Below are 15,612 nucleotides of genomic sequence, written 5' to 3'. Positions count from 1 at the left end.
AAAAATGGAAGAGTCATAAAAACGGAAGTTTTTCAGTGCCCTCCATTACAGGTGAGGTCATTCCTTTTTACGAAGTCGATGTGACGAATGAATCAAAAGTAAATGCTATTTTTTCGCAGCATACGATTGAAGGAGTTATTCATTTTGCAGGCTATAAAGCAGTAGGTGAATCTGTCGAGAAGCCATTAATGTATTATGCCAACAATTTAATGAGCACAATTGCTGTAATGAATGCATGCCTAAAGCACAATGTGAAAAAATTTGTCTTTAGTTCATCTGCAACCGTTTATGGAGATAATGCAGTGCCGTTCAAAGAGACGATGACATTACTTCCGACGACAAACCCATATGGTGAAACGAAAGCAATGTGCGAGCGTATTTTAACAGATACAGCAAAAGCCAATCCTCAGTTGGAAGTGACGTTACTACGCTACTTCAACCCGATCGGTGCGCATAAAAGCGGCTTAATTGGTGAACGACCAAACGGTATTCCGAATAACTTAATGCCATACATTACACAAGTCGCTTCTGGAGAGCGTGAATATTTACAAGTGTTTGGTAATGACTATGATACGCCAGATGGTACAGGTGTACGAGATTACATCCACGTAGTCGATTTAGCAGAAGGTCATGTAGCAGCAATGAAGCATAGTAAGCCAGGTGCGCACGCATATAATCTCGGTACAGGAAAAGGTACAAGTGTGTTAGAACTGGTACAAACGTTTGAACGTGTGAATAACATTAAAGTACCATATAAAATTGTGGATCGACGTCCAGGGGATCTTGCTGAATGTTATGCGGATGCCAAAAAAGCTTATGAACAGCTTAACTGGAAAACAAAGTATGACGTTGTGCAAATGTGCGAAGATGCATGGCGCTATGAAACAGCAAAACAATCCGTATTAATTTCTGAATGAGTAAGGAGTAAACGATAGATGAAAGTATTATTTGTAGCCTCTGTATATCGACATTTAACAGCATTCCATATACCTTTTATGGAATATTTTCAGAAAGAGGGATATGAAGTATATGCAGCAGGAATTGGTGATGAAGATAAAGCCATTTTAGAGGCACATAATATTTCATGTATTGATATCCCGTTTTCACGAAGTCCCTTTTCTTCGGATAACGTAAAGGCATATAAACAATTAAAGAAGCTATTTAAAGAAATGAAATTTGACCTTGTGCATGTTCATACACCAGTGGCAGCGTTTTTAACACGAGCTGCGTTCCGTAAAAGTGATTATGGGAAAATTTTGTATACTGCACATGGTTTTCATTTTTTCAAAGGTGCGCCTTTACAAAATTGGTTAATTTATTATCCGTTAGAAAGATTAGCTGCGCGCTGGACGGATCACTTAATTACAATCAATGAAGAAGATTATAATAATGCCAAAAAGTTTCTGCCAGCACATAAAGTATCGTTAACGCATGGAGTAGGCGTAGAGCCTTCAAAAATTGAGTTAACGGAGGAGGAAAAGAGGGAGCTCAAAGCTTCTTTAAATTTACGTAAAGATTCAATCGTTATTTCGTATGTGGCAGAATTAAATGATAATAAAAATCATATATTTCTGTTCAACAATTGGAAGGAAATTAAAGCCGTCACACCACAATATGAGTTATTAGTGATCGGTACGGGTGAGAAAGAAGCAGAGCTGAAACGAATTGTAGCAGAACGTGATTTAAAGGATATTCATTTCTTAGGTTTCAGACGTGATGTTCCGAAGCTTTTAAAAATTACAGACATTGTTTGTTTGCTTTCTTTGCGAGAAGGGTTGCCTAAAAGTCTAATTGAAGCAATGTTAGAAGGTATACCTTGTATTGTATCAAATATACGAGGGGCACGAGACTTAATAAACTTCAATATTAATGGCTATGTAGTAGATTTAAATGATGCAAAAGGGTTGAAATCAAGTTTTTTACATGTGACTAGTTTAGTTAAAAATAGTGAGGCAATAAAAGCAAATATTATGCAAAGTGAAAAATATACATTAAAAAATATTTTAAAAGAGTATTTTTTAATATATAAAAGAATCATGAATGAGAAGTAAAATACACTATTGTGAAATTGAAGAGGAATAGCAATGAAACATGCATATTTAATAATGGCTCACAATAATTTTGAACAATTATTGATTTTACTTGAATTACTAGACTTCCCAGACAATGTGATATTTATTCATGTAGATAAGAAAAGTGAAGTACCTGCGTATATATCAGATTTAGTATTAACATATTCCCCAATTATATTTACAGAACGAATTAATGTATATTGGGGTGACTATAGTCAAATTGATTGTGAGCTAACGTTATTACAAGCCGCATTTGACTATCCGTTAAGTTTTAGTTATTATCATTTAATTTCAGGGGTAGATTTACCTTTAGTTGATCAAAAAAAATTCCATGACTTTTTTGAAATTAATAAAGGTAAAGAATTTGTCTCTTTTATTGATAAAAAATGGACTGAAGAACATAGAATTATAAAAAAGCGAATTTATGGGTATAGTGTATTTCAAAAATATTATAGATCAAAAATAAAAAGTATGAATAAGATATTTAGATTGATTGATAAAATATCTGTTGAACTACAACTATTATTTAGAATAAATCGTACTAAAATGTTAAATGAAGAATTTATGTTTGGGCCAAATTGGTTCAGTATAACAAATGAATTTACAGAGTATATATTGGGAAATCGTGGTTGGATTGAAAAAGTGTTTCGTTATACCTTATGTGGAGATGAAATATTTTTACAAACCTTGATGTATAATTCGGAGTTTTATAAAAAAAACTATGGTGAAAATTTGCGTTACGTCGATTGGGAACGTGGAAACCCATATATTTTCAAGTTGAATGACTATGAAGAACTTGAAAATTCTTCTAAATTATTTGCGAGGAAATTTGATACTACTATAGATTGCAAAATAATAGAGAGAATATGTGAAAGTATTAATGAAAGAAAGGATTAAAATGTTGAAAATATTACATGTTATTCCGAATTTAGATACAGGTGGCGCTGAAAAAATGCTGGTTGATATAGTTATAAATATGAAGAAATCGAATATTAATTGTGAAATAGCAGTTTTAGCAAAAGCACCTAATTTTTTTGGGGATAAATTGCTTGAACATGAAATTAAAATTTATTTTGGTCATGATTCAAACGTATATTCTTTGAAAAATATATTTTTTTTAAGGAATATAATCAATAACAATAGTTATGATTGTATTCATTGTCATTTGTTTGGAGCGCAATTGTTTACACCTCTCGCTATGCTAGGATTAAATAAAGACATTCCTTTAGTAACTACTGAGCATAGTACACATAACAGGAGAAGAGATATAAAATCTTTTTATCTTTTAGACAAATGGATGTATAAAAAATATCGACGAATAATAGCTATTTCTGAAGATACGAAGCTTAATTTAGTTAAGTATTTAGGATTTACTGAACATATAACGAAAGTAATTATTAACGGGATAGACTTACATGCATATAAAAATGGAGTTCCAGCTAATCGAATGGAAGTATTAGGAGTAGATAACAATAAAGAAATTTTAGTTTTAATGGTAGCTGGTATGAGAGAACAAAAAGATCCAGAAACGTTAATTAGAGCTAGTAAATTGCTTCCTGAAAATTATACAGTTTTATTTGTAGGTGATGGAGAAAGAATGAATGAGGTTCAGCAATATGCAAAAGATTACGGCTCAAAAAAAGTTAAATTTCTAGGTAAAAGAAAAGATATTGCGTCTATTATGAAAATGAGTAACATATTCGTTCTTTCTTCTAAATGGGAAGGTTTTGGACTAGTAGTAGTCGAGGCTGCTGCGACTGGATTGCCTGTTATTGCATCCAATGTGCCTGGATTAAATAATGTTGTAAAAAAGCTAGAAGGCGCACTTTTTGAGGTAGGGAATGAAAACGCGTTAGCGGATTTAATAATTCAAAGTGCATCGAATCAAAATAATACAAATTTGAATTTGAATGAATTTTCAATCGAAAATACAGTTATGCAATATATTGAGACATATAAAAGCGTGATTAGTTAATAAATATTTTATAAAAGGGAATATAAACAAAAGGAGTATATATGATTTTATTATTAGTTTTATTTTTTATTTTTTTCCCCGTTTTATCAATCCCAATAGTTATATTTCTGTTTTTAAAAACTAATCAATATAATAAAATTTATATTTTGATGATAAGTGTCACATTAGGGGGAGTCGCGCTTTACTTTATACCTCCGACAAACTACGATCTGTATCAACATTTCTTGAAAATGGATTTACTAATAAGGATGGATTTTTTTGAAGCGGTAACATTCAGTCCACTAATTGTAGAAAATTTATGGTTTTATTTAGTTGCTCTTAGTGGGAATTATAATTTATTAGCAGTATCAGCAGTTATCATTACTTATTACTTTTCTTTACTCACAATATTTGGTATTGGTAGGTATTGTAATGTTGATAAAAAGTGGATTTTGTTTTTATTTTTTTTATTTTTAGCATGGTTTCAATTAATTTTACCTATGAGTGGAGTACGTTTTTCTACAGCTATTAGTTTAACGGCCTATGGAGTATACTCTATATATTTAAAGAGAAAAATAGGCTACTATTTTATAGTGATAGCCGCTTTAATTCATATAGGGGTTGTATATATCGTAGCTATTTTTATGTTAGTTAAATTATTTAGATACAAAATATTTCTTTTAAGCGGACTAATTATAGTAGGGTCTATATTAATTGAAAACATATCTCAGATATTATCGTTAATACCTGTATCATATGTCCAATTATTAGTTCAACGAATCTTTATCTATCAAGAATTAACTATAACTAATTTTTTTGATGAATTTTTATATTATCTTATGTTGTTATTAAATTTAATATTATTGCTTATTTTGGCATTTAAAAAACCATCTTTTGTAAAACTATATGGTAAGGAAGCATATGCTTTTTATATGATTTTTATAATAACTAATTTAAGCTTCTACTATATTCCTACTGTAGTATCACGATATACGTATTTTCTATTTATTTTTTTCCCGATTTTAATTCTTCCGTTTTTTAATGCATTACAAAAATATTTAAGAATATTAATTATTCTTTTATTTATTAATTTAATCGGATTAGGATTGTATATACAATATATACAATTAAATCCTTTGGAGTTTGAAGTAACACTTCTAGAATATATTTTTAAAGGTTTTTGGGGTTTTTCTAAAATTTAGAAGAAATAGACTGAGTTTAGTGATAATACGTATATTATGCTGTGTTGGTGATAGAATGTAATATTTAGATAATTATTTTAAAAATAAAAAGGAAGTTATAAAATGAGTAATTGTTCTAAGAAAAGAATCTTACATATGGGAATTTCGGATTCTATTGGCGGTATCGAAACGTATGTTCTTAATTTGTTGACAGGGATCAATAAAGAGAAGTTTCAACTAGAGTTTATTGTTTCAACTAGTACAGATATTCATTTAATTAATACGTTGAAGCAGAACGGTGGAATATTACATTATATAGTTTCTCGAAAAGAGAATTATATAGAGCACAAAAAGCAACTGAAAAATATTCTACAATCAAATAAATTTAATATTATTCATTACCATATTATTAATTTATCGTATTTATTACCATTTAAATATATTAATAACAATTGCGAAGTAATCTTGCATAGCCATACGTCGAAATTAACAAGCAATAAGAGAATATTATTTTTTCATTATGTTTTTAAAGCTATATATATGCGGAGAGAAATACACTTATTAGCTTGTTCGGAATTTGCTGGAAAAGTAATGTTTGGTGAAAAACAGTTTACTGTAATTCCTAATGCAATAGAGTTTGAAAAATATGAATTTAATTTAGCTAAAAGAAATGAAATAAGAGAGCTCTTTTCTTTAAATGATCAAATAGTTTTAGGCCATATAGGCAGATTAGAAGCTGAGAAAAATCATCAATATTTAATAGATCTGTTTGAAGTGTTGGTTAAGGAAAATCAGTTGCCAGTACATTTAATTATAATTGGTGAGGGCAGTTTAAAAAATCATTTGATTAGTTATGTTGCTGAAAAGAAGTTAGATAATAAAATAAGCTTTTTAGGATTACGTAGTGATATAAATGAACTTCTTAATATGATCGATATTTTTTTAATGCCGTCAAAATTTGAAGGGTTACCATTTGCTTTAATAGAGGCACAGGTGAATGGATTAAAGTGTATTGTTTCGACAGGGGTCTCCCAGGAAAGTAATATTAATGGAAATGTTAAATATTTGTCATTACAATCGGATTTTGCAAATTGGAAAGATACTATCTATCAAATGAGTTTAAATTTAGACGAAAGGAACAATGATTTAAAGGATTCATTATATGATATAAAAAAGTCCAGTAAAATTATAGAACATATTTATGAACAACTTTCTACAACTATTACTTGATTTCTAAAAGGCTACATGAATTCAGAAAGAAATCAAATTGGAGGCGTAAGTCATGAAAAAAGTGAGAAAAGCTATTATTCCAGCAGCAGGTTTAGGTACACGTTTCTTACCAGCAACCAAAGCAATGCCAAAAGAAATGTTACCAATTGTTGATAAACCAACAATTCAGTATATTATTGAAGAAGCAATTGCTTCTGGCATTGAAGATATTATTATTGTAACAGGTAAAGGAAAGCGTGCGATTGAAGACCATTTTGATCGTAATTTAGAGCTTGAGGCAAACTTACAAGAGAAAAATAAATTAGAGATGCTTGAGAAAATTAATGTATCGTCTAATATTGACATTCACTATATTCGTCAAAAAGAGCCACTTGGTTTAGGGCATGCTATTTGGTGTGCACGAAACTTCATCGGGAATGAGCCATTTGCAGTTTTACTAGGTGATGATGTTGTAAAAAGTAAAAAACCATGTTTAAAACAATTAATGGAGCAATATGACGATACATACTCAAGTATTATCGGTGTACAAGAAGTTCCAGATGAAGATGTACATCGATACGGTGTTATTGATCCAGTAAGTGTAGATAAACCGTTAATGCAAGTAAATCAATTTGTCGAAAAGCCGGCATTAGAAGATGCTCCTTCAAATTTTGCAATTATCGGTCGTTATGTACTAACACCAGAAATTTTCCGTTTCTTAGATGAGAAGAAAAAAGGAAAAGGTGGAGAAATTCAGTTAACTGATGCGATTGAGCAATTAAATACAATTCAACGTGTATTTGCATATAAATTTGAAGGGCGTCGTTATGATGTTGGTGAGCAACTAGGTTTTATTGAAACAACTTTAGATTTTGCATTAGACCGTGCAGATTTATCTGATGCTGTAAGAACACTAATCATAGACAAGGCGAAACAATTGCAATAAAAATGTAATGAAAGTCATCTCAAAATGAGTTGGTTTTCATTATTTTTAGTATTAGGTCGTGTCTAAAAACTCCATCTCACTGTGTCAATTTGAAAATGGCAGCGATATAAACGAATGTCAAAAAAGAAGTGGCTAATTTGTCATAACGCGTTGCCACTCGACGGAAATGTTTGATTTTATTGAAGAAGCATTCGATAACGTGACGTTCCTTGTAACGATTCCAATCCACAGACCAATGTTTCTTGGCGTTCGTACGTGGTGGAATGGTATACGAAGCCCCTTGACTGGTCAGTTGGTTACGAATGGCTTGTGCACCGTACGCTTTGTCGCCTAATACGTGACGGCCTTCGATGGCGAGTTGGTCGAATAGCGCGCAAGCAGGTTGGCTATCGTGTACCTGTCCACTCGTTAGTTGAAATAATAACGGATTGCCTAGCGCATCGACAATCGCATGAATTTTCGTCGTTCTTCCCCCACGACTTATGCCAATGTGTTGGTTGACTTCGTGATGGATGGCGTTTTTTTGCCCCTGCACTGTGCTGGTGTGCACGAACCGTTGTCGAATCGATGTTGGTATTTTCAAAATCAGGTTCGATTTGAAGAAGTGCTTGAAAAATCAAGAGGAGCTTGCCATCATTGCGCCATTTACAAAAGTGGGCATACGCCGTTTTCTAAAAGTCATATCGTTCAGGCAGATCACGCCAAGGCGGACCACTACGCGCAATCCACAACATCGCATTGAATATCTCACAGTTGTTTCTTTTAGAAGGGCGACCTGTTGTTTAAGTTGGAAAAAGTGCTTCAATCTAGGTTCTGTCTAAAAACTACGTTTGTAATTTGTTCGTCACCACAAATTGTGATGACGCATACAGGTTACTTGAAACAAGAGGCGGACTCCTGTGGGAATAGCTCGCGTCGCAAGACCCTGCAGATACGAGGAACGCGTATCGAGGAAGCTTGAGCCGAGACCGCGGAAACCCTGCCTCGACATTGTATAAAAAATAATCCGATACACCGAATATTTCTGAAGGTTATAAATTATTTGAGTTGTAATATAATTTCGAAAAGGAGGGATAAAGTTGAGTTGTAAAATAAGTGTAATAATACCTATTTATAATGTCGCAGATTATCTTGAAATTTGTTTGCAAAGTATATTAAATCAAAACTTTAAAGATTTTGAAGTGATTTTAGTGAATGATGGATCGGAAGATGATAGTTTAAAAATTTGTGAAAAATATATAGATCTTGATAATAGAATGAAATTAATAAATCAGTCTAATAAAGGTGTATCAACTGCTAGAAATAATGGGATGAAACAAGCTCATGGAGAATATTTAGTCTTCATAGATCCAGATGACTGGATTGAGTCGAGTATGTTAGAGAAATTATATAATAAAGTGACGAAATTAAATTTAAACATAGTACTATGTGCATATTCCGAAATTTTTAATGGAAATAGAAAAATTATCTCTCTGGAAACATCAAATGATCTATTGGAATCAGCGGCTATTTTAGATGAATTAATAGGCCCTATGATCTCATCAGAAAATTTAGATAGTAATATAACTCCAGTGATGGGAAGTGCTTGTAGGGCTATTTACAAGAAATCTTTTTTAGAGAGTGAAAGCATCTGTTTTGATTCTAGTTTGCCTTTGATGGAAGATCTTTGTTTTATGATTCAAATTTTATCAAATGTAAACCAAGTAGGGGTTATTAATGAGCCTCTCTATAATTATGTTAATAGAGAAAGCTCTGCAAGTATAAAATATAGAGCAAATATGTATGATATCCAAAAAAAAGTATATTCTAAAATAGAAGATTTAATAAGTGTTCATATTAATGGAAAAATAGAGGAGTATTTAAATAATAGATACATTACAATTCGTATAGTTAGTATAATAAATGAAGTTAGTAATCCTAATGGGACATTTAAAGAAACACTGAAATATATTAAGAAAATATGTTCCGATTTCAAGTTTTTAAGTTTAGTAGAAACATTAGATGTTCGTAAATATACGCTAAGAAAAAAAGTGTTATACTATATGTTTAGAAAACAATTATTTTTAGGTATTTATCTTTATTATAAACTTTTAAAATTTTTAATAGAAAGAAAATAAATTTAAAAGTTTAATGGTTTATCTCAGGTGTGTTGATGAGCCATTTTTATACATTGAAAGGCATGATTTTTAGCACCCAAGCTGAAATAAATGCTGTACATTAGTGGTAAAGAGCGTGCGATGAGACTCCTTAGGGAATAGACCCCATAAAGCGAGCCGCAATATGTTAATTTCCAATTAACTGGATAATCAACACGCTTGGGTTTATCTTATTTGAATGAAGTTTACTACAAACTAATGAAGCATCAAACTTTATATTAAAAGATGCTAGAAAATTTAATTGAGATGATTAGATGGTTAATTCTTGGAATTAGGGAAACGAGTATTATAACGAGTATAATATAATACTAATACCCGTTTCCAAAAAAGAAAAAGAGAATAGAGGTAATGAAGTTGCTATCGAAATCTATACACACAACACATTTAAATTGTACCTTGTCAGAAGAACATATTAAACGATATGAACATGTTATATCAGCACTTCATTATAAATTAGAGCAGGCAAGCGAATTAACAGGCTGGTTGCACTATCCACAGCAAAACCATGATGCATTACTTACACAAATTGAACAGGTATCTGCGGAGATTCGTCAAGAAGCGGATGTTCTAATTGTTGTAGGTGTTGGTGGCTCATTCCTTGGTGCGCGCGCTATTTTAGATGCGTTGACACCATATTTCGGTCGCCAAATGCAAGGGATTGAAGTTATTTATGTTGGACAAAATATGAGTGGTGCGTACATTAATCAACTGCTGAAATATATTGTTGATAAACGTGTATATGTCAATGTTATTTCGAAATCTGGTGGGACGATGGAGCCTGCGCTGGCATTTCGTGCGATGCGTCAGTACATGGAAGGCAAATATGGTGAGCAAGAAGCGGCTCGTCGTATTATTGTGACAACGGATGCAGAAAAGGGGATTTTAAAAGGCATTGCAGATAAAGCAGGGTATCGTCAGTTTGTTATTCCAGATGATATTGGTGGGCGTTTTTCTGTATTGACACCAGTTGGGCTATTGCCAGTTGCAGCGGCAGATATTGATATTCGTGCACTTATGGCTGGGGCGAAGCAAGCGGCAGAGGAATTAGATGAGCCGAGCTTAGAGCATAATGATGCGTACAAATATGCGGTGATGCGTCACATACTGTATAAAGAAGGCTATAAAATTGAATTGCTTGCGTCATTTGAGCCGTCACTGAATAAATTCCATGAATGGTGGAAGCAGTTGTTTGGCGAAAGTGAAGGGAAAGATAAAAAAGGATTGTATCCTTCTACCGTTAATTTTTCGACGGACTTGCATTCGATTGGGCAGTTTATTCAAGATGGAAGTCCGATTTTATTTGAGACGCTGCTGCATTTCCAATCAATTCAGTCAGATTTTACGGTCAATAATGATTTACGTGATGAAGATGGGTTGAACTATTTAGCAGGGCGTACGTTTAATGAAATCAATGCGTTATCGAAGCAAGGGACGGCGCTTGCACATGCAGAAGGTGGTGTGCCTGTTATTCAATTAGAGTTACCGAAGCTCGATGCGTTCCATTTAGGGTATTTAATTTACTTCTTTATGAAAGCATGTGCGATTAGTGCGTACTTGTTAGATGTGAACCCGTTCGACCAACCAGGGGTAGAGGCGTATAAGAAGAAAATGCTAGAGTTACTGGATAAATAATGGGAACTCGTTTGTGCTACAATTAGACAGACGAGTTTTTACTATGTAAGGGGAGTAATTAAAATGAATGAAACAGTACAGCATTGGCTGAAACAACAATTGCCTACGTATATGGCAGAGGAATTAGCTGAGTTACAGACAAATAGTATTCAATTAGAAGATGCATTTTATCGATTATTGCCGTTTGGTACTGGGGGAATGCGTGGGGAACTAGGTGTCGGCACAAATCGTATGAACATTTATACGGTGCGATTAGCGGCACATGGTTTAGCGCAGCATGTCGTGAAAAACGGTGAACAAGCGCGTGGTGTTGTCATTGCGTACGATACGCGCCATTTTTCGAAGGAGTTTGCGGTTGAAGCAGCGCGTGTGCTCGGTGCATACGGTGTGAAAAGCTACGTGTTTAGCGAAGCACGCCCGACGCCACAGCTATCGTTTGCGGTGCGTCATTACAATGCATTTGCAGGTGTTGTTATTACAGCGAGCCACAACCCGAAGCAATATAACGGTTTTAAAGTGTACGGCAGTGATGGTGCGCAAATGGTACCGACAGATGTGAAAGTAATCATCGATGAAATGAAAGCGGTAGAAAATTTATTTACAGTGCCAGTTGCAGACTTTGAAGCATATAGTGAATGGATTTTAGACGATATTGATGAAGCGTACTTAGCTCGTTTAATGGAGCTGAAGGAACGTGAAGTTGATGCAAGCATGAAACTTGTGTACACGCCACTTCACGGAGCCGGGCTCGTACCTGTTGAGCGAGGGTTACGTGCATTTGGCTTCGATAATGTAACGATTGTTGCCGCACAAGCGATAGCAGATGGCGATTTTCCAACAGTGCCGTATCCGAATCCGGAAGAAGCAGCGGCGTTCACGTTAGCGATTGCGGAAGGGAAAAAGGTAGGTGCTGATTTACTGCTTGCGACGGATCCTGATGCCGATCGTCTAGGCGTTGCAGTACGTGATGGTGAAGATTATGTGTTATTAACAGGCAATCAGCTCGGCGCATTAGTTGTGAACTATTTAATTGAGGCAAAAAAGGAAGCAGGGACGCTACCTGAAAATGCGGTTGTGTTAAAAACGATTGTGACGTCAGAGCTCGGTGCTTCGATTGCACGTGCGAACAGTGTTGAAGTCGTTGATGTATTAACAGGCTTTAAGTATATCGCAGAAAAAATTGAGCAATATACGACGACAGGTGAGAAGCAATTTTTATTCGGTTACGAGGAATCGTACGGTTATTTAGTGAAGGATTTCGTACGAGATAAAGATGCGGTACAACTTGCACTATTAACAGCGGAAATGGCATCGTATTATGCAGCGCAAGAGAAGACATTGCTTCATGCGTTACGTGATTTATTTGAAACGTATGGCTATTACAAAGAAGCGCTTATTTCAAAGGCGTTCGTTGGAAAAAGCGGGCAGGAAGAAATGCAGCAGTTATTGACAAATTACCGCAACAATCCGTTAACTGAAATTGCCGGTGTAGCAGTAACGTGTGTGGAAGATTATTTAACAAAGACGGCGACATTTGCGGATGGTACGACGAAGGATATTACGTTGCCGAGTGAAAATGTGCTGAAATATGTGTTAGAGGACGGTTCATGGGTAGCGATTCGTCCGAGTGGTACGGAGCCGAAGTGTAAGTTTTATGTTGGAGTAAATGACAATTCAAGCGAAAATGTTTGTAGAAAGTTAAATATGATTCAAACAGTATTTTTATGAGGGCGAGAAAAAATTAATATGTTACCCGAAGAAATAGGGGGGATTAAAAATTAACTCTTCAAGGCAAAGAAGATTGGGAGCAGTATTATCTTACATTAATATTCTTGTAGCAACACTTATAGGTTTGATATACACTCCTTTTTTATTAAAAATATTAGGCCAAAATGAATATGGACTTTATTCATTAATTTTAGCGTTAATGAGTTTTTTAGCTATTTTGGATTTAGGATTTGGAAATTCTATTGTCAGATTTAATTCAAAGTTTAGAGCTTTAAAAGATGAAAATGGTGTAGCTCAATTAAACGGATTATTTGTTATACTATACAGTTCAATGGCAATGATTTCTTTAATAATTGGATACTTTTTATATACTAATTTTGAACTCCTAATAGGAAGTTCGTTGACGGTAAATGAAGTTAATAAAGCAAAAGTCATGTTTGGAATTTTAATTTTAAACTTAGCCTTTACGTTATTTATGAGCATATACAATTCATTATTAATTGCATATGAAAAATTTGTAGTTATGCAGAGTTTAAATTTATTTAAAACGCTTACGCTACCGCTTATAATGACACCGCTTCTTTTAATAGGCTACAAATCGATTTCGCTAGTATTGATTACTGCAATTTTGAATATAATAGCATTGATTATTGCATCAATTTATTGTTATAAACAGATTAAAATACAAATTTCATTTAAAAATATTCAATTCAATTTATTCAAAGATATAAGCGTATACTCATTTTTTATTTTAATTAATATTTTGGTGGATAAATTATATGCACCTACTAGCCAATATATATTAGGTATTACTGTTGGGACAGCAGCTGTTGCTATATATGCTATTGGTATTCAGTTTACGAGTTATTTTACAACTTTGTCTACATCATTAAATAGTGTGTTTCTTCCGAGAATCACCCATTTAGTTGTAGAAGATAATAAAAAAGAAATATCAAATATTTTTGTGAAAATAGGTCGATTACAATTTATTATATTAGCTTTTGTTCTAAGTGGTTTTTTTCTATTTGGTAAGGAGTTCATTGTTTTATGGGCTGGGGAAGACTATGTTAATAGTTATTATATAGCGTTGATCATTATGTTTCCTGCGCTGATTCCACTTTCTCAAAATATAGGAATTGTTATATTGCAGGCTAAAAATAGAATGCAATTTCGAGTTTTATTATATTTAGTATTAGCTGTCATTAATGTTTTCCTTAGTTATTTTCTATCAATCGAATTGAATGAAATTGGTCCAGCTCTTAGTATGTTTATTGCAAACCTCTTTGGACAGATTTTAATTATGAACTATTATTATTATAAATATATAGAGATTAATATACCAAGATATTGGAAAGAGATTTTTGGGATTTCAATTATAATAATTGCTATTACTAGTGTTGTCTTCATTATCAAGTATTACGTATTAGAACATGCACTTAACAATTGGCTAACATTAGGTTTAGCGATAATCACATATGTAATAATTTTATGTAGTTGTTTGTTCAAATTTGTATTTAATGAGTATGAGAAAGAATTATTAACATCATTAATACGAAGATTTAGGAGAAGTAAGAAATGAGAAAAATTTTACGCAGTCTAGTATTTAGTATGCTCTCAATTTTACCAGTTAAGAAACGTATTTTATTAGAAAGTCATCCAGATTTAACGGGGAATACTTATCAAGTGTATCAAGAAATGTTGAAGAATGGTTTAAATGATGAATATGAGCTAACTTGGTTTGTTCTAGATGTTGATAAGTACAATCATATTAAGGTTAAAAATGTGTTTTTTAGAGAATATACTCCATCAAGTAAATTTAGGAAGTTGAAAAATCTTTTTTATATAGCTCGATCTAGTTTGATTCTAGATGAAAATAAAATGATTATAAAAGTGAATAAAAAGACAAAACGTATTTTTCTGAATCACGGGACACTTTTGAAAAATGTAAAAGGTATTTATAGTCCCGGAAGAAATGCTGACCATGTAATTATAGCGTCAGAAGGAATGAGTGACATATATGTGGACTGTTTCGACATTGATAAAGAGCAAATTAAAGTATTAGGTGCACCAAGAAATGATGTTTTATTTAAAAATAATATTTTTAAGTGGAACGAGTTAATTCCGAGCTATCAAAATGAAAAAGTAATTATATGGATGCCTACTTTTAGACAACATAAGCAAAATCGTATTGATAGTATAAATACTTTACCTTTAGGTGTTCCAATTATTTATTCGATCAGAGATTTTGAAATAATTAATACTTTAGCAAAGCAATATAATATATTTTTACTATTAAAGTTACATCCAGCACAGGACTTGAGTTATTTAAAAATTAAAGACTTGTCTAATGTGAAAATTATATTAGAGGAGCAATTTAGAAGCATAAATAAAGAATTATATGAAATTTTGCCGCATACAGATGCATTAATAACAGATTATTCCTCTATATATTTTGACTACTTGTTGCTTAATAAACCGGTAGCCTTTACGAATGATGACATTGAAAGTTATAAATTGGGATTTGTATTTGACGATTTAGAGAATGTTCTAATCGGATCGAAACTATCTAACCTTGAAGATTTAAAATCTTTTATGAACAATATTTATTTAGAGACAGATGAATTTGTAGAAAAACGTGCGGAGGTAAACAAATATTTTAATACTTATCAGGATAACCAGTCAGCCAAAAGAGTATATAATCTAGTTTTAGAATGTTTAACAGAATCTTGAAGAA

General features: G+C 32.8%; 13 protein-coding genes and 1 pseudogene. 12 read left to right on the top strand and 2 right to left on the bottom strand.

What is annotated here, in order from left to right; translation table 11 throughout:
- Window positions 1–35 precede the first annotated feature (35 nt).
- The 7 genes from galE to galU all read left to right on the top strand — a co-directional run bounded on the left by galE (window position 36) and on the right by galU (window position 7,362).
- On the top strand, window positions 36–917 hold the full coding sequence (gene galE, locus A6K76_RS13390) for a UDP-glucose 4-epimerase GalE (RefSeq protein WP_083995457.1): 882 nt from the start codon (window positions 36–38) through the stop codon (window positions 915–917).
- Between the two features lie 18 nt (window positions 918–935).
- Window positions 936–2,051: a glycosyltransferase family 4 protein gene (locus tag A6K76_RS13385; RefSeq protein ID WP_066465929.1), complete on the top strand. Its 1,116-nt coding sequence runs from the start codon at window positions 936–938 to the stop codon at window positions 2,049–2,051.
- A 33-nt stretch (window positions 2,052–2,084) separates the two neighbouring features.
- Entirely contained in the window at window positions 2,085–2,969 is an 885-nt protein-coding gene (locus tag A6K76_RS13380; protein WP_066465927.1) for a beta-1,6-N-acetylglucosaminyltransferase, read from the top strand.
- A complete protein-coding gene (locus tag A6K76_RS13375) occupies window positions 2,941–4,047 on the top strand; it encodes a glycosyltransferase (protein ID WP_139108702.1) in 1,107 nt (368 codons plus the stop codon). Before A6K76_RS13380 ends, A6K76_RS13375 begins: the two co-directional genes overlap by 29 nt.
- 41 nt (window positions 4,048–4,088) lie before the next feature.
- On the top strand, window positions 4,089–5,228 hold the full coding sequence (locus tag A6K76_RS13370) for an EpsG family protein (RefSeq protein WP_066465923.1): 1,140 nt from the start codon (window positions 4,089–4,091) through the stop codon (window positions 5,226–5,228).
- Between the two features lie 102 nt (window positions 5,229–5,330).
- Complete coding sequence (locus tag A6K76_RS13365) at window positions 5,331–6,437, top strand: glycosyltransferase (protein WP_066465922.1); 1,107 nt, start codon at window positions 5,331–5,333, stop codon at window positions 6,435–6,437.
- A 52-nt stretch (window positions 6,438–6,489) separates the two neighbouring features.
- Window positions 6,490–7,362, top strand: a complete 873-nt coding sequence (gene galU / locus A6K76_RS13360) for a UTP--glucose-1-phosphate uridylyltransferase GalU (RefSeq protein WP_066465921.1) — start codon at window positions 6,490–6,492, stop codon at window positions 7,360–7,362.
- Window positions 7,363–7,438: 76 nt separating this feature from the next.
- On the opposite strand, the gene A6K76_RS16565 is transcribed toward galU, so the two are convergent.
- Entirely contained in the window at window positions 7,439–7,945 is a 507-nt protein-coding gene (locus tag A6K76_RS16565) for an IS5 family transposase (protein WP_211271766.1), read from the bottom strand.
- Window positions 7,946–8,033: 88 nt separating this feature from the next.
- Window positions 8,034–8,126 (bottom strand): annotated as a pseudogene (locus A6K76_RS16935) (IS5-like element ISSoc13 family transposase); the annotation flags it as partial.
- 315 nt (window positions 8,127–8,441) lie between these two features.
- Here A6K76_RS16935 and A6K76_RS13350 point away from each other — a divergent pair.
- From A6K76_RS13350 to A6K76_RS13330, 5 genes are all read left to right on the top strand, one after another.
- Window positions 8,442–9,479 (top strand): glycosyltransferase family 2 protein, encoded by a 1,038-nt coding sequence (locus A6K76_RS13350; protein WP_066465919.1) that lies wholly within the window; start codon window positions 8,442–8,444, stop codon window positions 9,477–9,479.
- Window positions 9,480–9,866: 387 nt separating this feature from the next.
- On the top strand, window positions 9,867–11,150 hold the full coding sequence (locus A6K76_RS13345) for a glucose-6-phosphate isomerase (protein WP_066465918.1): 1,284 nt from the start codon (window positions 9,867–9,869) through the stop codon (window positions 11,148–11,150).
- Between the two features lie 57 nt (window positions 11,151–11,207).
- Window positions 11,208–12,878: a phospho-sugar mutase gene (locus A6K76_RS13340; protein WP_425393890.1), complete on the top strand. Its 1,671-nt coding sequence runs from the start codon at window positions 11,208–11,210 to the stop codon at window positions 12,876–12,878.
- 73 nt (window positions 12,879–12,951) lie between these two features.
- Window positions 12,952–14,457, top strand: a complete 1,506-nt coding sequence (locus A6K76_RS13335; RefSeq protein ID WP_083995455.1) for a lipopolysaccharide biosynthesis protein — start codon at window positions 12,952–12,954, stop codon at window positions 14,455–14,457.
- The gene (locus tag A6K76_RS13330) at window positions 14,454–15,608 is read left to right on the top strand and encodes a CDP-glycerol glycerophosphotransferase family protein (RefSeq protein WP_066465913.1); all 1,155 of its coding nucleotides are present in this window, start codon (window positions 14,454–14,456) and stop codon (window positions 15,606–15,608) included. Before A6K76_RS13335 ends, A6K76_RS13330 begins: the two co-directional genes overlap by 4 nt.
- The last annotated feature ends 4 nt before the right edge of the window (window positions 15,609–15,612 follow it).

The sequence above is a fragment of the Caryophanon latum genome (assembly GCF_001700325.1).
Taxonomy (GTDB): Bacteria; Bacillota; Bacilli; order Bacillales_A; family Planococcaceae; genus Caryophanon; species Caryophanon latum.
Note: the sequence above shows the minus strand (reverse complement) of the source record. Positions and strands in the feature narration are given on the sequence as shown.

What these genes read in the sequence shown, in the direction of transcription:
- A6K76_RS13330 (WP_066465913.1), top strand. Translation starts at nt 14,454, where the DNA reads ATGAGAAAAATTTTACGCAGTCTAGTATTTAGTATGCTCTCAATTTTA.
- A6K76_RS13380 (WP_066465927.1), top strand. Translation starts at nt 2,085, where the DNA reads ATGAAACATGCATATTTAATAATGGCTCACAATAATTTTGAACAATTA.
- A6K76_RS13370 (WP_066465923.1), top strand. Translation starts at nt 4,089, where the DNA reads ATGATTTTATTATTAGTTTTATTTTTTATTTTTTTCCCCGTTTTATCA.
- A6K76_RS13385 (WP_066465929.1), top strand. Translation starts at nt 936, where the DNA reads ATGAAAGTATTATTTGTAGCCTCTGTATATCGACATTTAACAGCATTC.
- A6K76_RS13345 (WP_066465918.1), top strand. Translation starts at nt 9,867, where the DNA reads ATGAAGTTGCTATCGAAATCTATACACACAACACATTTAAATTGTACC.
- galU (WP_066465921.1), top strand. Translation starts at nt 6,490, where the DNA reads ATGAAAAAAGTGAGAAAAGCTATTATTCCAGCAGCAGGTTTAGGTACA.
- A6K76_RS13365 (WP_066465922.1), top strand. Translation starts at nt 5,331, where the DNA reads ATGAGTAATTGTTCTAAGAAAAGAATCTTACATATGGGAATTTCGGAT.